Below are 26,053 nucleotides of genomic sequence, written 5' to 3'. Positions count from 1 at the left end.
TCAGCCCACGCCCACCGACCGCTTCAGCGCCAGCACCCGGTCGGCCTTGCGGCGCAGCTCGGCCTCGAAGGCCGCATCGGCCCGCGCCGCCTGCAGGATCGCCCCTGCCATCTGGGGCGCCAGGAACGGGTCGGCGGTGATCACCAGGTCGCCGCCTGCGCGCAGGAAGCGCAGGGCCCGTTCCCCCGGCGTCACCTCCTTGACCGCCGCGGCGGCGCCCAGGTCGTCGGCGATCACCACGCCCTCGAAGCCCAGCTGCCCACGCAGCAGCCCCGTGATGACCTTGGACGAGAACACGCCCTGCTGGTCGGGGTCGATGCGCTCATAGATGGCGCTCGAGACCATCACCGACGACGCGCCCGCCGCGATGCCCGCCGCGAACGGGGCCAGGTCGTCGGCCGAGCCCGTGATCGAGTCATCGCGGGCCACACCGAAGTCGGTGTTGACGCTGACCCGGCCGAGGCCCGGGAAGTGCTTGAGGCTGCTGGCCACCTTCGCTGCGGCGAGCCCCTTCACGACCGCCTCGATCGCCGGGATGGCCTGGGCATTCGTGGTGCCGTAGTGGCGCTTGAGCTGGCCGATGGGCGCGTTGCGTGCGACAAGGTCGGCGGGCACCACATCGGCGACGGGGGCCAGGTTGTAGTGCACGCCGACACGGGCCAGTTCCTGCCCCCAGGTGGTCCAGTCCCGCTGCAGCCGGGCCGCGCCCAGCTCGCCCTGGGCCACGGCCGTAGGGATGCGCGAGAAGCCCTGACCATTCAGCCGCTGGATCTGCCCACCCTCCTGGTCGACCGCCACCAGCACCGGCACCTGCACGTCAAGGGCCCCCAGCTGCGCACTGAACGCCGCCAGGTCGCCGCGCCCGCCCAACTGGTTGCCCAGCAGCACCAGCGAACCGAACTGGTGGGTGGTCAGCAGGTCACGGGTGGCCGTGCTGATCGACGGGGTCGTATGCCCCACCATCAGCAGCTGCCCCACGACCGTGACCAGGTCGAGCGCCGTGGACGAGGCACTGGTGGCGGGCATGGTCGAGTCGCCCGGCGAACCGGCGGGGGTCGTCGAACCAGTCGCGGTCGGCGAACCGGCCGCACTGGTCGAACCGGCACCCGACGTCGAACCGGCTGGTGTCGTCGCGCCCACGTCGTCCCGGCCGGCGCACCCGGCCAGCGCGAGACCGGCACCGCCCAGCAGTGCACCGCCCAGTACCGCCCTGCCCAGGATTGCGCGACGGCTGGTGGGGCTCACGAGTCTGCACGCCCCTGGTCGTTGGCCACCCCACCCTGCTGCTTGAGCCAGTCACGGCGCTGCGCCACCAGGCCCAGCAGGCCGTTCTCGATCAGCTCGGGCAGGGCCGGGTGAATCCAGTACTGCTTGGTCGCGACCGATTCGATGTCCTGGTCGAACGACATCATGTGGATCAACTGCTGCACGAGCGTCGCCGCCTGCGGGCCCATCACATGCGCGCCCAGCAGGCGCCCCGTCCGGGGGTCGGCCAGCAGCTTCAGAAAGTGCTCCTGGTCCTCCATGGCCCAGCCATAGGCCACGCTGCCGTACTGCTGCACCTGCACCAGGTAGGGCGTGCCCTGTGCCTCCAGTTCCTGTTCGGTGAGGCCGACGGCGCCGATCTGGGGGTGCGCAAAGACCGCATGCGGCACGTAGCGGTGGTCAGAGGCGACCAGGTCGTGGGGATGCAGCAGGTTGTGCATCACCACGCGCATCTCGTGGTTGGCCACGTGCTTCAGCATCCAGGGTGAGGCGACATCGCCCAGCGCCCAGATGTGCGCCACGGTGGTGCGCTGGTGCTCGTCGACCTTCACGAAGCCCCGCCCGTCGACCTCGACCCCGGCGGCGGGCAGGTTGAGCCGGTCACCGTTCGGCACGCGCCCCACCGCGTTCAGCACCAGGTCGGCCTCGTGGACGACCTCGCGGCCCTCGGCGTCGGTGGTGACCACCCGCACGCCACCATCGGCACCGGCATGGATGCCCTTGACGGGCTGGTTCAGCGCCAGCTTCACCTGGCGGCCGAGCTGTTCGGTGAACTTCGCGCTGATGTCGCGGTCCTCGCGGCGCAGCAGCGCCGGGCCGCGGGTGACGACCGTGACGTCGACGCCGTAGGCCGAGAAGACGTGCCCGAACTCGGCCGCGATGAACCCACCGCCCAGGATCACCATGCGCTTGGGCAGGGCATCAATCCGCATGACGCTGTCAGAGGTGTGCACCAGGTGGGCGATGTCGGCGTCCGGTTCGACGGCCGACCGCGGGCGCGAGCCGGCGGCGAGCACGATCTGGTCGGCGGTGATCCGCTGGCCGGACGGCGAGAGCTCGAGCGTGTGCGCGTCGACGAACGCCGCGGTCTCGCGGTGCACCTCGACATGGGGTTGGCGCCGGCGCCAGTCGAGACCGCCTTCGGCGATGGGGTCGATGCGACCGAAGACCCGGTCTCGGATCGCCGGGAAGTCGACGTGGTCGGTGTGCTGGGTGACGCCCAGCCGGGCCGCCTCGGCAGGTGCGACGGCGTGGTCAGCGGGCAGCACGAACATCTTGGTCGGGATGCAGCCGACGTTCAGGCACGTGCCCCCGTACCAGGGTGCGTCATCGACCATGGCGATGCGCAGGTGGTCCAGACGGGGGTCGATCAGCGAATTCCCAGATCCCGACCCGATGATGATGAGGTCGTACTTCAGCGGCTCCATGTAGTTCATCCTTCCACCTCTACAGTGGAGTCATGCCAGCTTCCACCGACGCCACCACGTCCGAGCGCCCCTGGGCCCTGATCACCGGGGCCACCGGCGGCATCGGCGCCGAGTTCGCCCGCTACCTGGCCCAGCACGGCTCAAACCTGGTGTTGACCGGGCGCAACACCGTCAAGCTGGGTGACATCGCCACCGAGGTGGCGGGTTTCGGTGCCCAGTCGATCCTGTTGCCCGTCGACCTTGTCGACCGGGCTGCCCGCACCCGCATGGTGGACGAGCTCACGGCCGAAGGCGTGCACATCTCGACGCTGGTGAACAATGCCGGCTACGGGCTGGTGAACGACCTGCACGAGACCGACGTCGACGACCTGCTCGACATGGTCGAGGTGAACACTGCGGCCCTGACCCACCTGACCCGGCTGCTGCTGCCCGCGATGCTCGAGGCCAAGCAGGGTTCGATCATCAACGTCGCCAGCACCGCGAGCTACCAGCCGATCCCCAGCATGGGCGCCTATGCGGCATCGAAGGCCTATGTGCGCAGCCTGTCGCTGGCGCTGTGGCACGAGACCCGCGGCACCGGTGTGCGGGTGGTCTGCATCAACCCCGGGCCGACCGAGACCGGGTTCTTCACCCGCGCCGGCAACAACAATGTGCTGCGCCGCCGGCGCAGCCCCGAAGACGTCGTCGAGACGACGTTCAAGGCGCTGAATGCGAACCGGCCCACGGCCATCGACGGCGTGATGAACCAGGCCACGGCCATGGCCAACCGGTTCGTGCCCGAGAGTGTGTCGACGGCGCTGGCGAAGGTGTTCATCCACCACACCTGAGGCACCCGGACGACCCTGGGACCCGACCACCGTGTTTCAGGCAACCGTGAAGTGGCGCACGCGGGGCGTCATCGCTCCCGTCCAGACCTTCAACTCGTAGTCACCGGCAGCCAGCGTGACGTTCACGGCCCACGAGCGCCAACCCTCGATGTTGCCGCTGGCGGGCACCTCGCCCTGCTGCACGGTGCTGCCCGCATGGTCGGCCACCATCCAGCTGACGATGTCGTTCGTCAGCGAGACCTGCTGGTAGCCGCGCAACGTGAGCCTGCCGGCCGGCAGTTGCGAGTCACCCTCTGGCACCTCGATCCAGATCAGCCCCAGGGGGTCGGTGCCGGTGCGCTTGAAGTCGGCGGTGGGCAGGCCCACCACGGGCAGGTTCGGTGACCCGTCCATCAGGATCTGCACCGTGCGCTCGCCGGTCGTGTCACCGACGGCCGCGACAGCGGTGTAGACCACCTGGTTGATGGCGGCATCGGCGACCACCCGGCTGGTGAACGTGGCGAATGCCGAGGCCGAGATGTCGATGACGAGCCGGTTGCCCACAATCGTGGCGGAGTTCACCTGGCCGCCGGCCCACAGCGAGCTGAAGCCGGGGTCGTTCGCGGCGACGTTGAGCACTGCGCCCACCGCGGTGGTCAGCCGGTCGCCCTGGGTTGGCAGGTCGCGGAACTCGCGGTACAGCCGACGGTCGTCGCCGACGTAATAGACGGGCACCGCTCGTTGCAGCGTCGGCAATGAGGCCGGCGGCGCGGACGACCCGATGGTCAGTGCCGTGCCGGGTGTGGCGGGGGGCTGGGTGCGCCCGAACAGCGCGGACCGCGGCCACAGCACGGGCAGCAGCAGCCCGACGACCAGCGCCACGCCCGCGGCCAGCAGCAGCCAGCGCCACCGGCGCCGGGCCGCCCGCAGACCCGGGACTGGCGCGTCGGGGGGCTGCACCTGCCACGCGTTCATGGCCGCCGCTCAGATGCCCGCGTACGAGTGCAGACCGCTCACCAGCAGGTTGACGCCGATGAAGTTGAACCAGAAGGTGGCGATGCCGAGGATCGCGATGATGGCGGCGTTGCGGCCCTTCCAGCCTGCGGTGGCGCGGGCGTGCAGGTAGGCGGCATAGACCACCCAGGTGACCAGCGACCAGGTCTCCTTGGGGTCCCAGCCCCAGAACCGGCCCCAGGCGTATTCGGCCCAGATGGCACCCGCGGCAATCGTGAACGTCCACACCGGGAACGCGAACGCATGCGCACGGTAGGCCAACCGGTCGATGGCGGCGAGCGACGGCACGCGGGCCAGGAAGCCGGTCACGACATTGTCGGTGCCGAGCGCGGGGCGGGTCTTGACCGCGACGGTGCCCGCCCAGTCGCCACCCTCGTCAACAGCCGTGGACGAGGCAGTCGCCGCGCCCTTCTTCGTCGTCGGCTCGGCAGCGGCCCGCTTCTCGGCGTTCAGCACGGCGCGGCGCTTGACCAGGTAGATGATTGAGGCCAGCGCGCCCAGGTTGAACGCGGCCGCCGAGATGCAGGCGGCGACGATGTGGATGACGAACCACACCGAATGCAACGCCGGCACCAGCGGTGCCACGTCAACGTAGAAGACGGTCACGGCCAGGCCGTTGCCCACGGCCAGCAGCAGGGTGATCGGCACGCCGAGCCAGCGCAGGCCCCAGCGCCACACGCCGACCAGGTACAGCACGACGGCGAACAGCAACGCCGAGATCACGAACTCGTACATGTTGCCCCAGGGCATGCGGTTGGCCGCCACGCCGCGCAGCACCACGCCGAGCAGGTGGGCGACGGCACCCAGCGCGGTGAGCATCAGCCCCATCCGGCCGAAGGCATCGCTGCGCACGCGCACGGGGTCCAGGTCGTCACCGCCTGCGGCGTCCGCGTCCTTCTTCAGCGTCACCCCGCGGATGCTGGCCCATTCCGCGCTGTGCGCCAGCAGCGCCAGCAGGTACAGCACGAACGACGCAACGATCCCCAGGCTTGAATACTCGGCCGCGGTCACTGTTTGTCTCCTTCGCGTGGGCTGACACTACTCAACACCTCGGTGACGTCCTCTGCCAGCCCGGTGCGTGAATCGGCCCGGTCAAGACCGCCGACCTCGACGGTGGGTTGGGCATCGTCCGGTGCGTCGTCGTCCGGTTCAACCACCTTCACCCACAGTCGGCGCGGGCGCACGAACAGGCTGAAGCACAGCCCGAGCACGCCCAGCGCGAGGCTGCCGGTGGCCAGCGGCAGGCCGGGGTTGCGGCTGATCTGCAGCTGGGTCCAGCGGGACCAACCGTCGAAGATGATCTCGCCCTGGCCATCGGGCAGCTGGTAGGCCTCGCCCGGCTTGAGCCTGAAGGCGACGGGCTGGCCGTCGCGCTGCAGCTGGGTCAGGCCCGTCTTGTCGAGGGTGTAGACGTTCTCGGGGCGCCCGGTTTCCTGCTTCGGTGGTCCGGCCCAGGCGTTGAGGAACAGCTGCGGGTCGCCGGCATCGGGAAAGATCGAGCGCGGCCCGAGCTGGTCGACCACGCCGGTCGGCAGGAACCAGCCCTCGAAGGCCAGCCGCTGCGGTCGTCCATCGGGTGCCTTGATGACACCGAAGCTGGTGAAGTTGCCGTCCTGGGGCTGGAAGATCACCGGGCCCGAGAAGGCGATGTTGCCGCTGCCGTCACGCACCGTGACGTGGGCGGCATAGCCGTGGCCCAGCAGGTGCACATTGGTGCCGTCGATGTTCAGTGGATGGTTGACCTCGATGTTGGTGTCCTCGGTCTTGCCGTCGTGGGTGGCGGTGACCTCGGCGTTGAACAGGCGCGCGGCGCCGCGCTGCACGGGGCCCTGTTCGAAGGCGGCGTGAAACCGGTTGAGCTTCAGCGAGAAGGGCGGCAGCGAGTTCATGTTGACCCCGGCTCCGGCGTGGAATTCGTCGTACTGGGTGATGACATTGCTGAAGCCGTTGCCCTCGACGACGATGGCGGTGCCCTTGAAGCTGAACAGGTTGTTCCAGGCGACCCCGACGAGCACGAAGACCAGGCTCAGGTGAAAGACCAGGTTGCCCAGCTCACGCAGGTAGCCGCGTTCGGCGCTGAGCCCGTGTTCACCGTTCCCGTTGTCTGACCGGACGACGCGGAAGCGCTTGGCCTTCAGCGCCTGTTCGGCGGCGTCGAGCGCCGCAGCGGTGCTCGTGCCTGCCGGCAGCTTGGCTCGTCCCCATTCGGGAAGCCTGCTCAACCGGGCCGGGACCTTGGGGGGCGGGGTGCGCAGGGCGCGGGCATAGACCTTGATGCGGGGCAGGATGCAGCCGATGAGGCTGACGAACAGCAACAGGTAGATCGCGGCGAACCAGGGCGAGCCATAGACGTCGTAGAGCCCGAGCGCCCGGTAGACCTTGTCGAGTTCGGGGTTGGCCTCGGCGAAGTCGAGCACCCGGATCGGTGAGACGGGCTGCTGCGGGATCAGCGAACCGGGGATGGCGGCCAGCGCCAGCAGGAAGAGCAGCACCAGGGCGGTGCGCATGCTGGTCAGCTGCGTCCAGATCCAGCGCAGGAACTCGATGGTGTTGAGCGACGGAGTCGCCGGTGCCGCGTCGGTGCTGCGCTCTACTTCGTCTGCCATCAGATCGGGGTCCCCCATTGCGACGTGTACACCTGCATCCAGCCGATGATCCAGTTCCAGACGCCGGTCACCATGGCCAGGCCGACCAGCACCATCAGCACCCCGCCGGCGACCTGGACGCCGCGCTGGTGACGCTTGACCCAGTGGATCGCGCGCGAGAAGCGGTTCATCAGCAGCGCCGCCAGCAGGAACGGGATGCCGAGCCCCAGGGCATAGGCGAACGACAGGATGCCGCCCCGGGTCGCCGTGCCCTCGGTGGCGCTGAGCGTGAGCACGACCGAGAGCGCCGGGCCGATGCAGGGAGTCCAGCCGATGCCGAAGACGATGCCGAGCAGCGGCGCGAATGCCACGCCGACCTTGGGTGTGAGGTTGAGCCGTTTGGTCGACGTGCCGAACCTGAACACCCCGCAGAACATCAGGCCGAGCACGATGATCAGCACGCCCATCACGGGGGTGATGATGGTGCGGTAGCGCATCAGGAAGCCGCCGACGGTGCCCGCGAGTGCCCCGGTCGCCACCATCACCAGCGCGAAGCCCAGGATGAACCCGAGCGTGCCGAACAGCAGCTTCCAGCGCTTGCCCTCGCCCGAGGCGACCTCGGCCGCCGAGAGCCCCGTGGCATAGGACAGGTAGCCGGGCAGCAGCGGCAGCACGCAGGGTGAGAAGAACGAGACCAGGCCAGCCAGCATCGCCACCGGGATGGCGATCGGCATCGCACCCCCGACGGCCTGCTTCGACCAGGTGCCGAGGTCGAGCGGGGCCAGGTCGAGCGGGGCCAGGTCGAGCAGCGGCAGCACCAGCGCCACGTCGGTCACGAGTCGGCCGCCACGTCGTCGATGATTCCCGTCAGGGTCGACGCCGAGGTCTCACCAAGGATGCGGGCGGCGACGCGTCCCTGCTTGTCGATCACGAGCGTGCTCGGGATCGCGCTGGGTGGCAGGTCGCGCAACTGCAGCAGCAGTTCGCCGGTGGGGTCATAGAAGTTGGGGTAGTCGATGGCGAACGAGCGGGTGAACGCCGTCGCGGTGCCCGCTGAATTGTCGCGGGTGTTGATGCCGATGAACTGGGCGATGCCCGCCTTCTGCTGGGCGGCCTTGACCAACTCGGGTGCCTCTTTGCGGCAGGGACCGCACCACGACCCCCACACGTTGAGCACGAGCACGAGCCCGGCATAGGTGCTGGTGGTCAGGGGCTTGCCCGCCAGGTCAGTGCCGGTGAGCACCGGCGCGGGCTTGCGCTTGCCGGGTTCGATCATCGTGAACGAGCCGTCGCCCTGGGCGAACCCGATCTCTGAGCTGGCCGATGGGTTGTTCTGGCAGCCGGCAAGCACGGCCAGCGAGCCGAGCCCCAACCCGATGCGCACTACCGCGCGACGGCTGGGCGTCGAATCAGGCACTCGAGCCACCTGCTACCGACAGGTTCATGGTGCGGTCCTTGGGCGGGATCAGGTCGATTGCGGGCTCGGCGTACTCGACCCGGACGACGCGGCCACCGACAAGGTGCAGCGAGGTGACCGACGCCAGCGTGCACCGGCGCCTGCGGGGGTCATGCGGCAACCGGCGGCCCTCGACGTGCAGTCGGGTGATCCAGATCGGCAGCTGGTGGCTGACGATGATGCCCTGCCTGCCGGGCCCGATGGCCTCGGCCGCCTCGTGCACCGCGAGCAGCATGCGCTCGGCCACCTCTTGGTAGGGCTCGCCCCACGACGGCAGCAAGGGGTTGCGCAGCCGCCACCACTTGCGGGGGTCGCGCAGCGCCTTGTTACCGCGCCCGAACACTTCGCCCTCGAAGTCGTTGGCGGCCTCGATGACCAGCGGCTGGATGTCGATCGCCAGGTGCGGGAACTTCGCCGCAATCGGGGCGATGGTCTGGCGGGCCCGTTCGAGCGGGGACGAGGCCAGGTAGGTGATGGGCATGCCGGCGAAGTGGGCCGCCAACCGGTCGGCCATCCGCTCGCCACGCTCGGTCAGCTGGAACCCGGGCAGGCGGCCGTAGAGCACACCCTCGGGGTTGTTGACCTCGCCGTGCCTGACCAGGTGCACCACGGTCTGCTCGGGCACAGTGGTCTGCTCGTGCACAGTGGTCTGCTCGGGCTCAGGGGTCTGCTCGGGCACAGGGGTCTGCGTGCCCGCGGCTGGCTCGTTCACGATTCCTCCTGATGACGACTCTTCGACCCGTGCCCCCACGATACGCGATGTCGAGAGGGCGGCCTGCCGGGTCAGGAGCCGACCGGGCGCCCGCGGCGGCGCTGCAGCGAGGGTCGCACCGTGGGCTTCTTCCTGGCGACCAGGTCGGCGCGGCGCTCGATGGCGAACCGGGCCAGTGCATCGGCCAGTTCGACCACCGACGGGTTCTCGGCCTGGACGTCGACGCGCAGGCCGTGCTCACGGCACGTCTCGGCGGTCTGCGGCCCGATGGCGGCAACGATGGTGACCTTGTGCGGCTTGCCGGCGATGCCGACCAGGTTGCGCACGGTGCTCGACGAGGTGAACACAACGGCGTCGAACTTGCCGGTCTTGATCGCTTCGCGGGTCTCCAGCGGCGGCGGGGCGGCCCGCACGGTGCGGTAGGCCACGACGTCCTCGACCTGCCAGCCCAGGTCGGTGAGCCCGGCCGACAGCGTCTCGGTGGCGATGTCAGCCTTGGGCAACAGCACACCGTCCATTGGGTCGAGCAGGTCGTCATAGGCGGGGAACTCTGCGGCCAGCCCGGCGGCCGACTGCTCACCGATCGGGATCAGGTCGGGCTCGAGACCCCACGCACGACACGTCTCGGCGGTCGCCGCACCCACCACCGCGATCTGCACGCCACCGAGCGCGCGGGCGTCCAGGCCGTACTCGATGAACTTGTCCCGGATGGCACGCACGGCATTGGCGCTGGTGAAGGCGATCCAGCGGTAGCGGCCCTCGACCAGGCCTGTGATGGCGCGGTCGAGCTGCTGCGGGGTGCGCGGCGGTTCGATCGACATGGTCGGCACCACTTCGGGCACGGCACCGTGCGAGGCCAGGCGCGAGGTCAGCGTGCCGGCCTGGTCCTTGGTGCGGGGCACCAGCACGCGCCAGCCGAACAGCGGCTTGGTTTCGTACCAGTTCAGCCGGTTGCGCTGCTCGGGGGCCGACTGGGTGCCGAGCACGACCACCAGTACCGCGTCCTGTGGGGCCCTCAGTTCGTCCAATGCCTTATCGAGTTTGCCGAGCGTCGTCGAGACCGAGACCTGCTCGGGGCTCGCGGCCTGGGCGGTCACCAGCACGGGTTCTGCGGCGGGTCGGCGGGCTTCTTCGGCGAGTTCGGCGACGAGTCCCAGCTGGTCGCCCCGGGCGAGCAGCACGACCGTGCCGGTCGCCGAGATCTCTGGCAGCGACTGGCTCTCGTGGGTTTCGTGGACGAGCGTGAGCAACTGCACTGCGCCACCGGCGAGGGCGACGCCCGCGAACTCCGGCAGCGAGGTGCGCGCCGCGACACCGGGAATGATGTCGACCTCGAGCCCCGCGTCGATGCACTGGGCGGCGACCTCGGCAGCCGCAGAATCGAGCAGCGGGTCGCCCCACACCACGACGGCGACCTGGCGGCCGGCGAGCGTGTCGGGGTTCAGCTCGGCGAGGGGCTGGCGGTGCACATGGCGCAGGTGCAGGCGCGGGTGGCCCAGTTGCAGTTCCTCCGAGGTGATGATGACCTCATCGGCCGCATTCAGCGCGTCCACGGCAGCCAAGGTCAACAGCCACGCAGGGCCGGGGCCACCGCCGACGAATGCCACCCTGGTATGGGTCGGGCTCTCGCTCATCCGACCTCCTTCCATCCGCCAATCATGGTCAAATTCATGTGCTGGTGCCACCTTCAGCTCTTGGTCGAGGCGTCGGCGGTCGCTGCGGGGGGCGAGCGATGGGCCTCGTGGTAGCTCAGGATCAACAACTCCTGGGTGAAGTCGACGCTGCGCACGGTGACCGACTCGGGCACGTGCAGGGTGATGGGGGCCATGTTCAGCAGGCTGTGCACGCCGGCTTCGACCAGGGCGTCGGCCACTTGCTGGGCGGCGCTGGCCGGCGTCGCGATGATGGCGAGTTCGGCGCCGGTCCGGCGCAGCGTGTCGGCGAGGTCGGCCTGGTGCGTCACCGTGACCCCGGCCATGGTGGTGCCCACGACGTCCGGGTTGATGTCGACGATGGCGACGATCGTGAACGTGTCCGCTGACAAGCCGAAATGCCGGACGAGCGCGTGGCCGAGGTTGCCGGCGCCCACGAGCGCCACCTTCCAGAGCTTGTGCGCGCCGACCAGGTGCTGGATCTCTTCGGACAGGGTGGCGACGTTGTAACCCACCCCGCGGATGCCATAGCTGCCGAACTGGGCCAGGTCACGGCGCACGAGCGATGACTGCACACCGGTGGCCGCGGCCAGGGCTTCGGAGCTCACCGTGGTGGTGCCGGCCCGGCTCATGTCGCCCAGCGCACGCAGGTAGATCGGCAGGCGGCCGATGGTGGCGCCCGAGATGGCCTGGTCGCTCACGACGTCGACTCCTTTGGTGTGGCAGGAGTTCGTCCGGGCCGTAACAGCCTGACGAAACTCATGACAAGTACGTGAATGCTCTCACAAATCGGGTGGTGGGGGCCAATGTCCCACCTCGAGTGCCTGCCGTAGTTGGACTTCCGACAACGTCCAATAGGTCAACAGCCGACCGTCGACCCACACGACGGGCACATGCGCGGTGAACATCGCCCGCAGGTCGTCATCGGCGTCGACATCGAGGCTCGTCCACTCGTCGGGGGCGCAGTGCGCGGCGACGGTCGCCATGGCGTCATCGCACAGGTGGCAGCCCTGGCGGGTGGCCACGACGACCCGGCGTTTCGGGTCGGCCGCGAATGCGGACGTGACCTGCTCGGGGACGACGAAAGCCGCATCGCCCCGCTGGGGTGATGCGGTGTCATCGCCAGATGTGGAGTTCCCGCGCCGGAACAACCAGCGCGAGAACGAACCGGGAATCAACTGATTCTCGGTGAGCGTCGATTACTTGCCGGCGCGGCGACGCTGGATGCGCGTCTTCTTGAGCAGCTTGCGGTGCTTCTTCTTAGCCATGCGCTTGCGACGCTTCTTGATGACAGAACCCACGGTAGGCCTTTCGGTGTTGAACAGGGACCCCGAGAACCTCAGCCGGGGCAGCAAGGGACGATCATACCGCCTGATGCCGGTGTCGACCGAATCGGCTGCTCAGGGGCGGGGTGTGGGTGGGGTCGCGTGGGGAGTGGATTGGGTGGGCGTCGGCACCAGAACCTGCACAACTGACACCACCGCCACCAGTGCACCCGCAATCGTCCACACCCCCTGCGGACGAGGCACGCGTGCCAGTTGTGCAAGGTCGGCGGGCTCGATCCAGGCGCCGGCGGCCGAAGATGACCCGCCCCGGCACACCAGAACCTGCAGAGCTGACACCACCGCCACGAGTGCACCCGCCATCGTCCACCCGAGGCGCGGACGAGGCATGCGTGCCACTTCTACAAGATCAGCACGCCCGAGCCACCCCAGAGACCAAGCACGCCCACCAGCCGGGCCACCCCACCCCGATCCGCCGGATCTCACACCTGCACCACTGACAACCTCACACCTGCATTACTGACACCACCGCCACGACTGCGCCTGGTTTCTTCTGGCGGAGGTGCGGACGAGGCATGCGTGCCAGTTGTGCAAGGTCAGCGGCTCGATCCACGCGCCGGCGGGCCGAAGATCACCCGCCCCCGGCACACCAGAACCTGCAGAACTGACACCACCGCCACGACTGCACCCGCAATCGTCCACACCGCGTGCGGACCAGGCATGCGTGCCAGTTGTGCAAGGTCGGCGGGCTCGATCCAGGCACGGCGGGCCAGGGATGACCCGCCCCGGCACACCAGAACCTGCAGAACTGACACCACCGCCACGACTGCACCCGCAATCGTCCACACCGCGTGCGGACGAGGCATGCGTGCCAGTTGTGCAAGGTCGGCAGGCCCGATCCACGCAAGGCGGGCCGAAGATGCCCCGCCCCCGGCACACCAGAACCTGCACAACTGACACCAGCGCCACGACTGCACGGATCTCGTCCAGCCCATACCGTCAACACCGCCCGCTGGCAAGAGCCCCACCCCGGATTGTGGATGACACCCCCGCAGAAACTCCCCCTGTGGATAACCCCCGAACCCCTCGAATCCGGCCCCACCATGGGCACATGCGCATCCTCACGCCAGAGACCGCCGCCGTCGCCGGCATCACCCGGGGCCAGTTGCAGGGTCCGAAGTTCCGCCGTCTCTTCCGCGGTGTCTACGTCGATGTCCACGTCGAGCCCACCCTGCGGGTGCTGGTCGCCGCGGCGCGGGCGCTCGTCCCCGACTCGACCGTCACGGGAATCACCGCCCTGCGACTGCGGGGCGCGAGCATCGGCGCCGACTCCCCCGTGTGGTTGGCGACCGATGCCCGGGTGCGTCGCGACGGCATCATCACCGTGCCGGCGCACCAACCCATGGACGGCAGCGTCGCCTCGATCAGGCGGGCCCTCGACGACGCCGACCTGCGGCTGATCGACGAAGTCATCACCATCGACGAGCTGCGACGCCTGGGTCGGTTGAGGTATTCCGATGAGACTGAGCTGGCCACGTATCGTCCAGAAGCCTGGCACTTGAGCGTGGCGAACTCGGGGTCAGTGCGCGAGTCACGCACCCGCATGATGTTGCACCTGTCCGGACTGCCGGCCCCGCGGGCCCAGTACACGGTGCTGGCCGCCGATGGCAGGTCGCTCGGCACAGTCGATTTCGCGTGGCCCGCGCACAAGGTGGTGCTCGAGTACGAGGGCAAGCAGCACCTGACGGATTCGAACCAGTGGGACAAGGACATCCGCCGCTACGAAGACCTCGAACGTGAAGGCTGGACCGTCATCAGGGTGACGGCGATTGCGCTGTATGACCCCGTTGCCCTGATGCGCCGCGTCGAGGCAGCGCTGCGGGCGCGTGGGTGGCGTGGACGGGCACCGCACCTGGGGGCGGGATGGCTCGCGGACGTGGCCTGAGTGGGGCACCCGGGCCAGTTCCGCAGGTCGCGGCCCCCCACACTCAGCCCAGCGCGCGCGACTTGTCCCGGGCCGCGGTCATTGCCGCCAGGATCGCCGTGCGCAGGCCATGCGCGTCCAACTCCGCCAGCGCCGCCGCCGTCGTTCCCCCGGGGCTGGTCACCTGCTCGCGCAGGATTGTCGGGTGCTCGCCATTGGCCAGCATCGCCGACGCACCCGCAAACGTCTGTCGGACGAGTTCATCAGCCTGCGCCCTCGTCAGGCCGAGCGTCACCCCGCCCTCGATCATCGCCTCGGCCACCAGGAACAGGTAGGCAATGCCCGACCCCGAAGCGGCCACGACCAGGTCCTGCTGCGACTCGGGCACCACCACCGCGCGGCCGACCGTCGAGAGCAGCGCCGTGGCGGTGCCCAGGTCGTCCGCGGTCGCTGAACTGCCGGCCGACAACCCGGCCATGCCCTCACCCACCAGCGCGGCGGTGTTCGGCATCACCCGCACCACGTGGGCCTGCGGCACGGCCGCCTCGAGCGTCGCGATGGTGACCCCAGCCGCGATCGAGACGAGCAGCGCACCGTCCCGAATGGGCAGGCCCGTCAGCACCTCGACCACGTACTGCGGCTTGACCGCCACGAGCACCACGTCGGCACCCTCGACCGCCTCAGCGGCATCGGCGGTGGTCCCGATGCCCAGGTCGGCCTCGAGCGCCTCGCGGCGGGCCGCCGACGGCTCGGCGGCCACCACATCGGACGGGTTGGTGCCCGCCTTGATGAGCCCGTGCAGGATGGCGCCGCCCATGTTGCCGGCGCCGATCACCGCAATCCGACCGAACCCAGCACCAGCCTGCGGCTCACTCATCGTGCCTGCAACTCCTTGGCCACGAGCTCGGCCACCTGGATGGCGTTCAGCGCGGCACCCTTGCGCAGGTTGTCGTTCGAGACGAACAGCACCAGCCCGTGGCCCTCGGGGGCCGACTGGTCAGCGCGGATGCGCCCCACCAGCGACGGGTCGGCGCCGGCCGCCTTGCGCGGTGTGGGCACGTCGACGAGCTCGACGCCGGGGGCATCGGCCAGCAGCGCGCTCGCCTGCTCAGGCGTGATCTCACCCTCGAACTCGGCATGGATCGCCAGCGAGTGACCGGTGAACACCGGCACCCGCACGCACGTGCCCGCGACCAGCAGGTCGGGGATGTGCAGGATCTTGCGCGACTCGTTGCGCAGCTTCTGTTCCTCGTCGGTCTCGAGGCTGCCGTCATCGACGACCGAACCCGCCAGTGGCACCACGTTGTGGGCGATGGGCGCCACATAAGGGGCGGTGTTGCCGTCCTCGAACACGGTGCCGTCATGGGCCAGCCGCTCGGGGTGGTCGGTGTCGTGGATCTGCGCCGCCAGGGCGTCCACACCAGCCAGCCCCGAACCTGACACGGCCTGGTAGGTGGCCACGACAAGGCGCTTCAGGCCTGCGGCCTCGTGCAGCGGACGCAGCACGGGCATGGCGGCCATGGTCGTGCAGTTCGGGTTGGCGATGATGCCCTTGGGCCGGTCGGCGATGTCGTCGGGGTTGACCTCGCTGACGACCAGCGGCACCTCGGGGTCCATGCGCCAGCCCGAGGAGTTGTCGATGACGACCGCTCCCGCCGCGGCCACCTTGGGGGCGTATTCCTTCGACGCACCCTTGCCGGCCGAGAACAGGGCGATGTCCAGCCCGTCGAAGTCGGCGATGGCGACGTCTTCGACCGTGATCGGCTTGCCCTTGAAGTCAATGGTCTTGCCCGCCGAGCGGGAAGATGCGAACAAACGAATCGACGTGATGGGCAGGTCGCGCTCGGCGAGCAGCTTCAACATCACGCCGCCGACCTGGCCGGTGGCCCCAAAAACTCCAACATGCATGCCCTCCAGTCTACGGTGGGCATCGGACGAGGGCGTCAGCTGCTCAAAGCCAGCTCACCCGCGGCGCCAGCAGCGCATACCCGACGAACGCGGCGACATCGATCAGCCCGTGGGCGACCACCAGTGGCCACACCCGCTTCGTCCTCAGGAAGAACGCGCCGAACGCCAGGCCCATCAGCACGTTGCCGGCGAACCCGCCCCAGCCCTGGTACAGGTGGTAGGAGCCCCTGACAAGGGCAGAGACCACCAGCACCGGCCACATCGCCATGCCGGCCTGGGCCCAGCGGGTGAACAGGTAGCCGACCATGACCACCTCTTCCACAAACCCGTTGGCGAAGGCGGCGACGACCAGCACAGGGATGGTCCACCAGGTGTCGGTGAGGTTGGCCGCGGCGACATTGGTGTTGATGCCAAGCGCCCGCGCACCCAGATAGAAGAACAGCCCCGGCACACCGATGGCCGCGGCGATGCCGAAGCCCCAGCCGATGTCGAAGCCCCTGCGACCACCGTCGAGGCCCATGACACGCAGCGCGCCCGAGCCCTCGCCCCGTGGCGGCAGCACCGTGGTGACCAGGAAGATCGCCATCAACCCCGGCACCACCAGGAACACCGCATCCGTCGTTTGGTAGATGAAGTCGAGCCACGGACGATCCGGCGTGGCACTCACGTTCAGCGTCGAGGTCTGCTGGGCCAGCGGCTCGGGGCGGGTCATCCGTTCGGTGATGCGCAGCACGGCATAGACCCCGGACTGGCCCAGGCTCAGGGCCAGCAGCAGGCCGGTCTCCCAGCCGAGGCGGCGTCGCAGCGGCGCGTCCGGCAGGGGGGTGGTGGGCAGCGAGAACCGTGCCGGCAACGCCCGGCTCACCGGCGGTTGACCAGTTGCCTGGCGAACAGGCCGAACGTGCGGGGGTTGTCGAGGGCGCGGTGCACGATGTAGGCATACCAGCGCCGCCCGAAGGGCAGGTAGACGCGCAGGCGGCGTCCGGTGTCGACGAGCCGGCGGTGTTCGAGCGAACGCACGCCCAGCAGCATCTGGAACTCGTAGTCGGCGCGGGTGCGCCGGTTGCGGCGCACGAGTTCGTGGTTGATCGAGACGAGACGGGCGTCGTGGGTGGCCGTCATGGGATAGGCGTCCGACTCGTGCAGGGTGCGCAGCATCCGCACGAAATTGCGGTCGGCCTCGCGCTCGGTGTCAAACGTCTCGGCGTGGCCGACAGGGAAGGCACCCTTGCAGAGCCGCACCCGGCTGCCCGCGTCCAGGAACTGTTCGAGGTCAGAGGCGCTGCGACACAGGCGCGCCTGCAGGGTCACCCCGACATCCGGACGAGCACGACGCAGCTCGACCACGGCGGCCAGCACGTCGTCGACCTCGTCCGGGGGGCCCATTTCGACGGTGGTGGTGCCGCCGGCCGCGTGGGCAGCCTCCGCGATGTCGCGGGCATGGGCCAGCGCCAGCTGCCGACCCCGGCCGCCCAGGGCCAGCCCGAGGCCGTGCAGTGCGATCGAGACGTCGAAGCCGACCAGTCCGGCGCCGTGGGCCGACTGGACCACCTCGAGGTACTCATCAGCCGCCTGCTGCGCGTCCTGCTCGGTGGTGGCGGTGGTGGTGGTGCGGGCGAAGTCGACGTCGAGGCCCTTGGTGGCCAGGTCCATGGCCAGCACGACGGCGGTCGACGGGGTCTCGCCGGCGATGAACTGGTCGAGCAGGTCACCCAGCCCCCGGGAACGCACGAGGTGCTCGAGCTGCGCGCTGGTGGCGAGCCGGGTGGTGAGCGTCCGGGGGGTGCGGTCGTCCTGGGTCATCAGCCATCTCTCCAATCGGGGCCCAGTGCGCCCCTCGGGTCAGGACCGAGGTCTTCGGGTGCCGCGGTCAGCACGAGCTCGAGCGCATCCTCGGTGTGGCGGCGGGTGCCCTCGGCGACGTCCTGGCCCAGCCGGGTGCGGATGTCAATGAGCGCCTGCCCCAGCAGGGCCTCGCGGGCGGCACGGTTGCCGGCCCGGCGCGAATTCACCTCGAGCACGATCTGGCCCTGGTAACCATCGGCGACCAGGTCATCGAGCAGCTCGAAGGCCTCCTGGTCACCCTCACCGGGCATCAGGTGCTCGTCCTTGAATGACCCCGAACCGTCGGTGAAATGCACATGCTGCAGCCGCTTGCCCCAGACCGCGGCGTAGTCACGTGATGAGCGGTGGGCGGTCGAGGCGTGGGACAGGTCGAGGGTGAGGTAGTCGTGGGGCAGGTCGGTGGGTTCCCAATACGGCAGGTAGGCCATGAACTGCCCCACCACCGAGCGCCACGGGTACATGTTCTCGACGCAGAACTTGATGGGGGCGAAGTGCTTGTTGAGCCGCTTGATGCCCTCGACGAAGTCACGGCCGTACTTGCGCTGCCACCGGAACGGCGGGTGCACCACGACAACCTTGGCGCCGAGCCGCTTGGCGGCCTCGCCGGAACGGTGGAGCTTGTGCCATGGGTCGGTGCCCCAGGTCGACTGGGTCACCAGCAGCGTGGGGGCATGGATCGAGAGCACCGGCACCTCGTGGAAATCGCGCAGCGCCTCGACACGGTCGATGTCGCCGGCCACGGGGTCGATGCCGATCATCACTTCAACGCCGTCGTAGCCGAGGCGGGCGGCCAGTTCGAAGCCGCTGGCGGTGGCCTCGGGGTAGACCGAGGATGTCGACAGCACGACGGGGTTGTGTGCGCTCACGGTTCCAAACTAGCGCTGATCCGGGGCGGGCAGGTACGGGCCGGGTGATGCGGATGGGCCGACTGGACATCACGTCTACCGCAGCACCCGGGCGCTGCCGCCGTCGGCCAGTTTCTCGACCTCGCGCCGCGTGGCCCGGCTGACATCGCCCGGGGTCGTCATCGCCAGCGCCCCGTGGGCAGCGCCCAGGTCGACGGCCCGCGCCAACCCCTCACCCGCCAGCAGCCCGTGCACCAGCCCCGAGGCGAACGAGTCACCGCCACCGACCCTGTCGAGGATCTCGATGTCGTCGCGCTGGGTGGCGTGCACCACTCCCGTCCCCGGCGACCACGCCATCGCACCCCAGGAGTTGCGCGACGCCGAGTGCACCTCACGCAGGGTGGTGCCGATCACCGCCAGCTGCGGGTACTCGGCAGCGACCCGGGCGATCATCGCCTCGTAGCCCGACCGGTCAAGCTCGCCGAGCCCGTCGGCATTTCCCTCGACCTCGAACCCGAGGCACGCGGTGAAGTCCTCTTCGTTGCCGAGCATCACGTCGACGTGCCGGGCGATCTCGCGGTTGACCTCTTGCGCGGCCGCCTGCCCCCCGATCCCCTGCCACAGACTGGGCCGGTAGTTGAGGTCGTACGAGACCACCACCCCCGCCTGTTTCGCGCGTCGCACGACGTCGAGGACGAGCTCACCGCTGGCCCTCGACAGACCAGCGCAGATGCCGCCGGTGTGCAGCCACCGCACCCCCTGGTCGAACAGCCCGTCCAGGTCGAGTTCTTCGGGCCGCAGCTGCGACATTGCGGTGTGCCCGCGGTCCGAGACGCCGACTGCCCCACGCACGCCGAAGCCGCGTTCGGTGAAGTTGAGCCCGTTGCGCAGTTCGCGGCCGATGCCGTCGTGCGGCTGCCAGACGACCCGGCTGGTGTCGACGCCACCGGCCAGCATCAGGCCCTCGACCAGGTGGCCCACCTCGTTGTCGACCAGTGCGGTCAACACCCCGGTGCGCCACCCGAATACCCTGCTCAGGCCGCGGATGACGTTGTACTCACCGCCGCCCTCCCAGGCGCTGAACGTGCGCGCCGAGCGAATCCGGTCCTCACCCGGGTCGAGCCGCAACATCACCTCGCCCAGGGCGACGGCGTCGTAGCGGCAGTCGTCGGCGGGTTTGAGCTGCAGGTTCATCACGCCCCCTGCCGGTTGGCGATCCGGACGGCCGCGCGCAGTCGGTCGCTGATCTGGTCGACCTGTCCGCCGGCGACGAGGCTGCGCTCAACCAGCCACGACGCGCCGACCGCCGCGACGCAGGGCAGCGCGAGGTAGTCGGCCATGGTGTCCGCGCTGATACCGCCCGTCGGCACGAACCGGACGTCGGGGAAGGGTCCGGCGAGTGCCTTGAGCATGCCCACCCCACCTGCGACCTGGGCCGGGAAGAATTTGACCACCTCGACGCCCAGGTCGAGCGCGGCCATCACCTCGCTGGGGGTCATCACCCCGGGCAGCACCGGCACCCCGTGCTCGTGGGCCCACTCGATGACCGCCCGCGACAGCCCCGGGCTGACCAGGAACCGCGCGCCGTTGCGGCAGGCCAGCTGCGCCTGGGCCGGCGTGCACACCGTGCCCGCGCCCACCAGCACGTCACCCCGCGCCGCCAGCGCCCTGATCGCGTCCGGTGCCGCAGCCGTGCGGAACGTCACCTCGGCCACCGGCAGCCCGCCGGCGACCAGCGCATCGCCGAGCGGCTGGGCGTCCCCGGCACGGTCGATGACCACCACCGGGACGATGCGCTGGGCCAGCACCTGCGCCAGCACCTCGGTCGCCACCATGTCGTTCATCGCGCCAACCAGCCACCGTCGACCGGGATCACGGCCCCGTGCACATACCGGGCCGCCTCCGAGGCGAGGAACACGGCGGTGGCACCGATGTCGTCGGCCTCGCCCCACCGCCCCGCCGGGATGCGGGCCAGGATGTCGCGCGAACGCACCGGGTCGTCACGTAGCGCCTGCGTGTTGGCGGTGGCGATGTAGCCGGGAGCGATGGCGTTGACGTTGACGTTCGACGCCGCCCATTCGCACGCCAGCGCCTTGGTCAGCCCGGCGATGGCCGACTTCGAGGCGGTGTAGCTCGGCACCCGGATGCCGCCCTGGAACGACAGCATCGAGGCGATGAAGATGATCTTGCCGCTGCCGCGCTCGACCATCCGGCTCCCGACCTCACGGGCCAGCACGAACGGGGCGTTGAGGTTGACCTGCATGACCTGGTGCCACGTCTGGTCGGAATGCCCGACGGCCGGTTCGCGGATGATCATGCCCGCGTTGTTGACGAGCACATCGACACTGCCGAGCTGGTCGGCCAGCGCGGCCACGGCATCGGGGTCGGCCATGTCGCAGGGCAGCCAGGTGAGTGTGCGTCCGGCGGCCTGCACGGCGTCGACGAGTTCGGACGGGGCCTGGCTGCCCCTGGCTGTGCCCACCACGTCGGCACCGGCAACGGCCAGCGCTGCGGCGATGGCTGCACCGATGCCCTGGCTCGCGCCGGTGACGGCGGCCACGCGGCCCTGCAGCGAGAACAGCCCGCTGCCCGCCGACTGTGCCGTGGTCACAGCAGCCCCACGATCGGTTGCTGTTCCACGTCGCCGTAGTCCAGGTTCTCACCGGCCATCGCCCAGACGAACGCGTACGACGCGGTGCCCATGCCTGCGTGGATCGACCACGGCGGCGAGATCACCGCCTGCTCGTTCGCGAGCACCACATGCCGCGTCTCGTGCGGTTCGCCCATCAGGTGCACCACTCGCTGATCGTCGGGCAGGTTGAAGTACAGGTAGATCTCACTACGGCGCTCGTGCACATGGGCGGGCATGGTGTTCCACATCGACCCCTCGGCCAGGAAGGTCACGCCCAGCACCAGCTGGCACGAGGCGGCCCCCTCGGCGTGGATGTACTTGTGGATCACCCGCTCGTTCGAGGTCTTGATGCTGCCCAGCGCCACCGGCATGGCCTCGTCCCTGGTCACCTTGACCGTCGGGTGCTCGGCGTGCGCAGGGGCCGAGACCAGGTAGAAGCGGGCGTCACCGGCGAAGACCACCTGGCGGGTGCCGCGCCCGACATAGAGCACATCAGCCGGCGCCAGCACGTGCTCGACACCATCAGTGGTGACGATGCCGTCGGCGGCACCCACGTTGACCACCCCCAGCTCGCGCCGCTCGCAGAAGTATTCCGAGCGCACCTCGTCGGGCGTGGTCAACGGCACGGACGCACCGCCGGGCACGACGCCGCCGATGACGAGCCGGTCGGCCATCGAATAGCAGAAGCGGCACTCGCCCTCGGCGAACAGGTCGCCGACGACGAACCGGTCGCGAAGGTCGGCGGTGGTGAACTGGGGCAACTGGTCGGGGGCAACGGCGTGACGCACGTCGATGGGCATGTCACTCAACTCCTGATGGCTGGGATTCTGGTCGCGGGTTTGTGGTGGTCAACATCTCGGGCAGGCACTCGAGGGCCGCAGCCAGTGCCTGCAGCACCAGCCCCTGGCCCCACAGCTGCGGGCGGTCGTCACGAATGACCGAATAGCCGAACGGCACCAGCTGCAGCACGGTGCCGGCGCTGGTGTGGGTGAGCACGCCACGCTCGTCCAGATAGGGCAGCAGCCGGCACAGCGCCTCGCGGGCGGTGCCCCGGTTGGCGTCGGTGTCGATGCCCAACACCGACGCCCGCAGCATCGCTGCCACCAGCCCCGCGGCGGCCGACGCCTCGGCGATGCCGCGGGTCTCGGGGTGGGCGTCGATGAGCACGTCCCAGATGCCTTCGTCGGGCAGGGCTGCCCGCACCCCGGCGAGCTGGCGCGACAGGTCGGCGGTGATGCGGGCGCGGGCGTCGTCCGACAGCAGCGGCGACTCGAGCAGTTCGCACGCGGCCAGCGCCAGCCAGGCGTTCGCCCGTCCCCAGTGGCAGGGCGGCACCTCGCCGCGGTGCGAGCCGTGGGCCATCAGCCCGGTGACCGGGTCTTGCAGCACCTCGGCGTGGCGCACCCACTGCTCGGCGGCGTCCGCGACCAGGTCGGGTCGCCCGACCAGGTGCCCGTGGTGCACCAGGAAGGTGCCCAGCATGTAGGCGGTGTCGGCCCACACCCCACCCGGCCAGTGCTCGACAGCACCGTTCTGGGCCAGGGTGACCGAGCCGGGGGCGTCGAGCCAGCCGAGCAGGTGGTCGCCGACGTCGGTGCGGCCGATCATCGCGGCCGCTGCACCGGGGGCGAGTGAGTTGACGTGGTCGACGACGATCGAGCCGACCGGGTGGGCGTCGAAGTAGTCGCTGACGAGGGCAGGTACCGGCTCACCCAGTGCCCGCGCACTGCGCACGAGCCCGATCAGCACCACGCCCTCACCCCAGAACCAGCGCGACCAGTCGAGTCCGCGTGCATGCGCCAGCACCCGGTGGGCGCAGTCGACGAGCAGGTCGCGGTCGAGGGACGACGCTGGCACCGGCTGCGGCGGCGGGTCGGCGAGCGCCGCCGACGTGGGGTCGAGGCCCACGAGGCCGACTGGGCCGACTGGGCCGACTGGGCCGACAGGGCCGGTGCTGGGCGCGGTCACCGGTCGGCCCCCAGGTCGATCTCATGGCGCTGCCCGTCCCAGTCCCACCACAGCACGTCGCCGTCGCGCCCGACACCGGGGCCGGACAGGCCCGGCTCGACATCGGTGGCCGACGCGATGGCACCGTCGAGCAGCAGCGGGCCGTCGAAGTCGACCTCGATGGCGGCCCCCGGACGACCTGCGGCGCCCGGTCGCTGGTAGGCGACCCGCGGCCCGAGGTCACCCGGCGCATAGTCGGGCTCGACCAGCGAGGCGACGAAGTCGGCCAGGCTGCCGTCGCGGCCCACCGACCCGATGACGCACACCCAGGCCGTGCCCGCGCCGCTACGGGGGCGCAGCTCCTGTGCCGCGTCCGCCCCGGCGCGCACCAGCCGGGCACCGCCGTCGCAGGACACCGCGACCAGGCCGTCGCCGACACGTCCGGCCGTCCACGACCCGTGTTGGGTGTGCTCGTCCATGTGGGTCGTCGGGAACCAGGCGTGGGTGAACCCGAGCGCCTCGCCCGGCCCCGGCCGGTACAGCGCGACCAGCATGTCGCCGTGCTGGTGCACGCGGGGCAGGATGCGGTTGCCGGCCCACGCATTCGGCCGCGACGACGGCGAGACCGACGAGTTCGGCACGTGGGTGACGGCCACCTGCACCTCAGCTGACAGGGTGGCGCCCCAGACGTGTTCCTGCAGCCCGGGCAGCCCGGGGCGATACGCCTGCACCGACGACAGCATCGCCTCGGGCGTGCGGTGCACCACCACCCGAGACTGGTAGGGCCGCGAGAGCAGGTCGTGCTCGAAGCGGTACTGCCCGGCATAGACCTGTTCGCGGGTGGTGGTCTGTGTGGACGACGCGAGCGCCCGGGCCACCGGCGGCACCTGGTAGCGCGCTGCGGTGGCGACCACCGAGGCGGGCAGCACGGCGTCGTTCAGCGCTCCCATGCCGAAACAGACCCACTGGATCGGCGCGGTCTCTTCGAGCCGGGAACTGCGCTGGGTCTGCACATAGGAACGGCCGTGCGCCGCGCCGTGGATGCCGCGCCAGGAGTTGGTGGCCAGCGACAGCAGCACCCGGTCGGCCAGTGCACCCGCCCGCCGCGCCAGTGCCTCGTCCGGGCTGAACTCGACGAGCGAGACCGCGGCCAGGCAGTCGATCGCCAGGTAGGCGTTCGAGTCGAACTCGGCGAACCCGCCGGGCAGGCGGACGTCGAGCCATTGACTGGCCAATGCGAGTCCGTGCTCGGCGTGCTGGGCGCCGGTCCAGCCGCTGTTGGTGAACACCCGGTCGGCGAACAGCGAGCCGACAAGGTGTTCTGCGGTGTGCCAGACGAACTGGTGGTTCTCGGTGAAATAGCACATGGCATCCAGGCCGGGCTGGTCGATCCAGTACTTGAAGCCGAGCAGGGCGTCGACCACCCGGTCGCGCACGCCGGGTTGCCAGCGCTGCTCGGGCACCCGGTGCAGCAGGTGCACCAGCCCGACGGCCTCGAAGTCGGCACAGTCGGCGCGATGGCGGATCATCCAGGTCGCCTTGGCGACGTGTTCGTCGGTGACGGCCCAGTCGCCGGGGCCGTCGGCACCCACGCCCTCGCGCAGGGCCCAACCCGCCAGGGCCGCCCCGGTGCCGCCGATGCTGACGGCGTGGGCCAGGAACTCGGTGCGCCACAGTGCCGGGTCACCCTGCGGTTCACCCCGGTAGTGCTCGGGCAGGCGCGCGAAGGGGAAGCGCCGGCTGATCGGGCTGGTCGGGCAGTCGGCGAGGCGCACCTCGATCTCGTCGTACTTGCGGGCCAGCATCGACGCGCCGGTGCCACCCGAGGACAGTTCGGCCTCGTCCTCGCCGGTGCCCTGCACCCGCAGGTCGACCGTCACCGGGGCGTCGTCGAACGTGACCCTGCGGGTGGTGCCGGCGGCGGTGACATCGACGGCCAGCCCCCGTGGGCCCGTCAGCAGCACCTCGGGTTCGACGGCACCCCAGCGGGTCGTCCCCACGCCGTTGAGCGCCCATTCGGCCTGGGCGGCCACGGCCTCGTCCGCGCCCGGTGAGGGCACCACGACGCGGACGGGCAGGCCGAGCACGCGCAGGCAATAGACCTGGCGCACCTCGCGCAGGGCGATCTGCCAGCCGGTCAACGCGATGGTGTGCACGCCGGAAGCGAGCCAGACCTCGACCTCGGTGGGGGTTGGTTCCATGTAGCGGACGGCTTCACTGCCGGCGACCAGTTCGCCGTCGAGCCACAACGCAAACGGGCCGGTCGACTCGACCACGAGCCGGCGGGCATCGGCCTGGTCGACCTCGACCTGGGTGGTGGCGGCCACGAACCGCCACTGCGGGGTGTAGCAGAATTCCGACCAGTCGAGCAGCCCGTCGTCGGCGGTGTGCATGCGGCGCCAGGTGTCGCTGAACTCGTGCGCACCGGTGGCGCTGCTGTCGTCGGTCAACAGGCTGAACGCCCCGCCCTCAAGCGGCGCGCCGACCGGTGGGCGGGTCAGCGCCACGGTGGGCAGCAACCGTTGCTTCAGCGGGGTGACGTCCGGGCCGTTGGTGAGCACCCAGCGGGCATCGACGTGGCTGACGGGGGTGCCGGGTTCTTGACCCCACGGTTGTCCGTCGGCCGGCAGCACACCGGACAGGTCGGCATCGAGTGCGAACGCCGGCGAGACCAGCCAGTCACGGACGGCACCCCGGGCGTCGAGGCTGTGGACTGTGCGGTGGGTGATCATGGTGCGGTCGGTGATCATG

The 26,053-nt window shown here is 69.9% G+C and carries 25 protein-coding genes and 1 pseudogene; 3 read left to right on the top strand and 23 right to left on the bottom strand.

From position 1 onward, the window contains the following. Both ACQCX5_RS13830 and ACQCX5_RS13825 read right to left on the bottom strand, forming a co-directional pair. Entirely contained in the window at positions 1-1,245 is a 1,245-nt protein-coding gene (locus ACQCX5_RS13830; protein WP_434542621.1) for a glycoside hydrolase family 3 N-terminal domain-containing protein, read from the bottom strand. Next, positions 1,242-2,693 carry a mycothione reductase gene (locus ACQCX5_RS13825; RefSeq protein WP_434542620.1) on the bottom strand — a complete coding sequence of 484 codons (1,452 nt, stop codon included), beginning with the start codon at positions 2,691-2,693 and terminating at the stop codon, positions 1,242-1,244. Before ACQCX5_RS13825 ends, ACQCX5_RS13830 begins: the two co-directional genes overlap by 4 nt. Before the next feature lie 32 nt (positions 2,694-2,725). Here ACQCX5_RS13825 and ACQCX5_RS13820 point away from each other — a divergent pair, with 32 nt between their 5' ends. Then, positions 2,726-3,520: an SDR family NAD(P)-dependent oxidoreductase gene (locus ACQCX5_RS13820; protein WP_434542619.1), complete on the top strand. Its 795-nt coding sequence runs from the start codon at positions 2,726-2,728 to the stop codon at positions 3,518-3,520. Positions 3,521-3,556: 36 nt separating this feature from the next. Here the strand turns inward: ACQCX5_RS13820 and ACQCX5_RS13815 are convergent, their stop codons facing one another. The 9 genes and pseudogenes from ACQCX5_RS13815 to ACQCX5_RS13775 all read right to left on the bottom strand — a co-directional run bounded on the left by ACQCX5_RS13815 (position 3,557) and on the right by ACQCX5_RS13775 (position 11,904). Then, positions 3,557-4,474 carry a GerMN domain-containing protein gene (locus tag ACQCX5_RS13815; protein WP_434542618.1) on the bottom strand — a complete coding sequence of 306 codons (918 nt, stop codon included), beginning with the start codon at positions 4,472-4,474 and terminating at the stop codon, positions 3,557-3,559. A 9-nt stretch (positions 4,475-4,483) separates the two neighbouring features. After that, positions 4,484-5,341, bottom strand: coding sequence for a c-type cytochrome biogenesis protein CcsB (gene ccsB, locus ACQCX5_RS13810; RefSeq protein WP_434542654.1), 858 nt, complete (start codon positions 5,339-5,341; stop codon positions 4,484-4,486). Positions 5,342-5,520: 179 nt separating this feature from the next. Continuing rightward, on the bottom strand, positions 5,521-7,119 hold the full coding sequence (gene resB, locus ACQCX5_RS13805) for a cytochrome c biogenesis protein ResB (RefSeq protein ID WP_434542617.1): 1,599 nt from the start codon (positions 7,117-7,119) through the stop codon (positions 5,521-5,523). After that, positions 7,119-7,832 carry a cytochrome c biogenesis CcdA family protein gene (locus tag ACQCX5_RS13800; protein WP_434542653.1) on the bottom strand — a complete coding sequence of 238 codons (714 nt, stop codon included), beginning with the start codon at positions 7,830-7,832 and terminating at the stop codon, positions 7,119-7,121. Before ACQCX5_RS13800 ends, resB begins: the two co-directional genes overlap by 1 nt. A 98-nt stretch (positions 7,833-7,930) precedes the next feature. Then, positions 7,931-8,515 carry a TlpA family protein disulfide reductase gene (locus ACQCX5_RS13795; protein ID WP_434542616.1) on the bottom strand — a complete coding sequence of 195 codons (585 nt, stop codon included), beginning with the start codon at positions 8,513-8,515 and terminating at the stop codon, positions 7,931-7,933. Beyond that, on the bottom strand, positions 8,508-9,179 hold the full coding sequence (locus ACQCX5_RS13790; RefSeq protein ID WP_434542652.1) for a histidine phosphatase family protein: 672 nt from the start codon (positions 9,177-9,179) through the stop codon (positions 8,508-8,510). Before ACQCX5_RS13790 ends, ACQCX5_RS13795 begins: the two co-directional genes overlap by 8 nt. Before the next feature lie 158 nt (positions 9,180-9,337). Further along, positions 9,338-10,900, bottom strand: a complete 1,563-nt coding sequence (locus ACQCX5_RS13785) for a uroporphyrinogen-III synthase (RefSeq protein ID WP_434542615.1) — start codon at positions 10,898-10,900, stop codon at positions 9,338-9,340. A gap of 53 nt (positions 10,901-10,953) precedes the next feature. Beyond that, positions 10,954-11,622: pseudogene (locus ACQCX5_RS13780) on the bottom strand (redox-sensing transcriptional repressor Rex); the annotation flags it as partial. Between the two features lie 78 nt (positions 11,623-11,700). After that, positions 11,701-11,904: a hypothetical protein gene (locus ACQCX5_RS13775; protein WP_434542651.1), complete on the bottom strand. Its 204-nt coding sequence runs from the start codon at positions 11,902-11,904 to the stop codon at positions 11,701-11,703. Here ACQCX5_RS13775 and ACQCX5_RS13770 point away from each other — a divergent pair. After that, complete coding sequence (locus ACQCX5_RS13770; RefSeq protein WP_434542656.1) at positions 11,812-12,027, top strand: hypothetical protein; 216 nt, start codon at positions 11,812-11,814, stop codon at positions 12,025-12,027. The two genes, ACQCX5_RS13775 and ACQCX5_RS13770, sit on opposite strands and share 93 nt — an antisense overlap. Before the next feature lie 90 nt (positions 12,028-12,117). Here ACQCX5_RS13770 and ACQCX5_RS13765 read toward each other — a convergent pair whose 3' ends face one another. Continuing rightward, positions 12,118-12,219, bottom strand: a complete 102-nt coding sequence (locus ACQCX5_RS13765; RefSeq protein WP_002550589.1) for a 30S ribosomal protein bS22 — start codon at positions 12,217-12,219, stop codon at positions 12,118-12,120. Between the two features lie 1,093 nt (positions 12,220-13,312). Here ACQCX5_RS13765 and ACQCX5_RS13760 point away from each other — a divergent pair. After that, positions 13,313-14,146, top strand: a complete 834-nt coding sequence (locus ACQCX5_RS13760) for an endonuclease domain-containing protein (protein ID WP_434542614.1) — start codon at positions 13,313-13,315, stop codon at positions 14,144-14,146. 43 nt (positions 14,147-14,189) lie between these two features. On the opposite strand, the gene proC is transcribed toward ACQCX5_RS13760, so the two are convergent. From proC to ACQCX5_RS13705, 11 genes are all read right to left on the bottom strand, one after another. Next, positions 14,190-15,002, bottom strand: coding sequence for a pyrroline-5-carboxylate reductase (proC, locus tag ACQCX5_RS13755; RefSeq protein ID WP_434542613.1), 813 nt, complete (start codon positions 15,000-15,002; stop codon positions 14,190-14,192). Further along, positions 14,999-16,042: an aspartate-semialdehyde dehydrogenase gene (locus ACQCX5_RS13750; protein WP_434542650.1), complete on the bottom strand. Its 1,044-nt coding sequence runs from the start codon at positions 16,040-16,042 to the stop codon at positions 14,999-15,001. Before ACQCX5_RS13750 ends, proC begins: the two co-directional genes overlap by 4 nt. A 34-nt stretch (positions 16,043-16,076) precedes the next feature. After that, positions 16,077-16,898 (bottom strand): CPBP family intramembrane glutamic endopeptidase, encoded by an 822-nt coding sequence (locus ACQCX5_RS13745; protein ID WP_434542612.1) that lies wholly within the window; start codon positions 16,896-16,898, stop codon positions 16,077-16,079. Then, positions 16,895-17,836 carry a proline dehydrogenase family protein gene (locus tag ACQCX5_RS13740; RefSeq protein WP_434542611.1) on the bottom strand — a complete coding sequence of 314 codons (942 nt, stop codon included), beginning with the start codon at positions 17,834-17,836 and terminating at the stop codon, positions 16,895-16,897. The genes ACQCX5_RS13745 and ACQCX5_RS13740 overlap by 4 nt, the downstream gene beginning before the upstream one ends. Further along, entirely contained in the window at positions 17,836-18,744 is a 909-nt protein-coding gene (locus ACQCX5_RS13735; protein ID WP_434542610.1) for a sugar phosphate isomerase/epimerase family protein, read from the bottom strand. The genes ACQCX5_RS13740 and ACQCX5_RS13735 overlap by 1 nt, the downstream gene beginning before the upstream one ends. Positions 18,745-18,819: 75 nt before the next feature. Beyond that, positions 18,820-19,917 (bottom strand): sugar kinase, encoded by a 1,098-nt coding sequence (locus ACQCX5_RS13730; protein ID WP_434542609.1) that lies wholly within the window; start codon positions 19,915-19,917, stop codon positions 18,820-18,822. Next, positions 19,917-20,567: a bifunctional 4-hydroxy-2-oxoglutarate aldolase/2-dehydro-3-deoxy-phosphogluconate aldolase gene (locus tag ACQCX5_RS13725; protein ID WP_434542608.1), complete on the bottom strand. Its 651-nt coding sequence runs from the start codon at positions 20,565-20,567 to the stop codon at positions 19,917-19,919. Before ACQCX5_RS13725 ends, ACQCX5_RS13730 begins: the two co-directional genes overlap by 1 nt. Next, positions 20,564-21,334: an SDR family oxidoreductase gene (locus tag ACQCX5_RS13720; RefSeq protein ID WP_434542607.1), complete on the bottom strand. Its 771-nt coding sequence runs from the start codon at positions 21,332-21,334 to the stop codon at positions 20,564-20,566. Before ACQCX5_RS13720 ends, ACQCX5_RS13725 begins: the two co-directional genes overlap by 4 nt. After that, a complete protein-coding gene (gene kduI / locus ACQCX5_RS13715; protein WP_434542606.1) occupies positions 21,331-22,155 on the bottom strand; it encodes a 5-dehydro-4-deoxy-D-glucuronate isomerase in 825 nt (274 codons plus the stop codon). Before kduI ends, ACQCX5_RS13720 begins: the two co-directional genes overlap by 4 nt. A 1-nt stretch (position 22,156) precedes the next feature. Next, positions 22,157-23,263 (bottom strand): glycoside hydrolase family 88 protein, encoded by a 1,107-nt coding sequence (locus ACQCX5_RS13710; RefSeq protein WP_434542605.1) that lies wholly within the window; start codon positions 23,261-23,263, stop codon positions 22,157-22,159. Between the two features lie 56 nt (positions 23,264-23,319). After that, positions 23,320-26,052 carry a hypothetical protein gene (locus ACQCX5_RS13705; RefSeq protein WP_434542604.1) on the bottom strand — a complete coding sequence of 911 codons (2,733 nt, stop codon included), beginning with the start codon at positions 26,050-26,052 and terminating at the stop codon, positions 23,320-23,322. Between the last annotated feature and the right edge of the window lies 1 nt (position 26,053).

The sequence above is a fragment of the Aestuariimicrobium sp. G57 genome, from assembly GCF_050110855.1.
Lineage (GTDB): Bacteria > Actinomycetota > Actinomycetes > Propionibacteriales > Propionibacteriaceae > Aestuariimicrobium.
The sequence above is the reverse complement of the archived record's forward strand: the minus strand, read 5'-3'. Positions and strand labels throughout refer to the sequence as shown.

Bases quoted from the DNA above. Each gene is read 5' to 3' on its own strand.
- ACQCX5_RS13825 (WP_434542620.1), bottom strand. From the start codon at position 2,693: ATGGAGCCGCTGAAGTACGACCTCATCATCATCGGGTCGGGATCTGGG.
- ACQCX5_RS13820 (WP_434542619.1), top strand. From the start codon at position 2,726: ATGCCAGCTTCCACCGACGCCACCACGTCCGAGCGCCCCTGGGCCCTG.
- ACQCX5_RS13815 (WP_434542618.1), bottom strand. From the start codon at position 4,474: ATGAACGCGTGGCAGGTGCAGCCCCCCGACGCGCCAGTCCCGGGTCTG.
- ccsB (WP_434542654.1), bottom strand. From the start codon at position 5,341: ATGGGGCTGATGCTCACCGCGCTGGGTGCCGTCGCCCACCTGCTCGGC.
- resB (WP_434542617.1), bottom strand. From the start codon at position 7,119: ATGGCAGACGAAGTAGAGCGCAGCACCGACGCGGCACCGGCGACTCCG.
- ACQCX5_RS13800 (WP_434542653.1), bottom strand. From the start codon at position 7,832: ATGCCGATCGCCATCCCGGTGGCGATGCTGGCTGGCCTGGTCTCGTTC.
- ACQCX5_RS13785 (WP_434542615.1), bottom strand. From the start codon at position 10,900: ATGAGCGAGAGCCCGACCCATACCAGGGTGGCATTCGTCGGCGGTGGC.
- ACQCX5_RS13770 (WP_434542656.1), top strand. From the start codon at position 11,812: ATGCGCGGTGAACATCGCCCGCAGGTCGTCATCGGCGTCGACATCGAG.
- ACQCX5_RS13775 (WP_434542651.1), bottom strand. From the start codon at position 11,904: ATGGCGACCGTCGCCGCGCACTGCGCCCCCGACGAGTGGACGAGCCTC.
- ACQCX5_RS13760 (WP_434542614.1), top strand. From the start codon at position 13,313: ATGCGCATCCTCACGCCAGAGACCGCCGCCGTCGCCGGCATCACCCGG.
- proC (WP_434542613.1), bottom strand. From the start codon at position 15,002: ATGAGTGAGCCGCAGGCTGGTGCTGGGTTCGGTCGGATTGCGGTGATC.
- ACQCX5_RS13740 (WP_434542611.1), bottom strand. From the start codon at position 17,836: ATGACCCAGGACGACCGCACCCCCCGGACGCTCACCACCCGGCTCGCC.
- ACQCX5_RS13730 (WP_434542609.1), bottom strand. From the start codon at position 19,917: ATGAACCTGCAGCTCAAACCCGCCGACGACTGCCGCTACGACGCCGTC.
- ACQCX5_RS13725 (WP_434542608.1), bottom strand. From the start codon at position 20,567: ATGAACGACATGGTGGCGACCGAGGTGCTGGCGCAGGTGCTGGCCCAG.
- kduI (WP_434542606.1), bottom strand. From the start codon at position 22,155: ATGCCCATCGACGTGCGTCACGCCGTTGCCCCCGACCAGTTGCCCCAG.
- ACQCX5_RS13705 (WP_434542604.1), bottom strand. From the start codon at position 26,052: ATGATCACCGACCGCACCATGATCACCCACCGCACAGTCCACAGCCTC.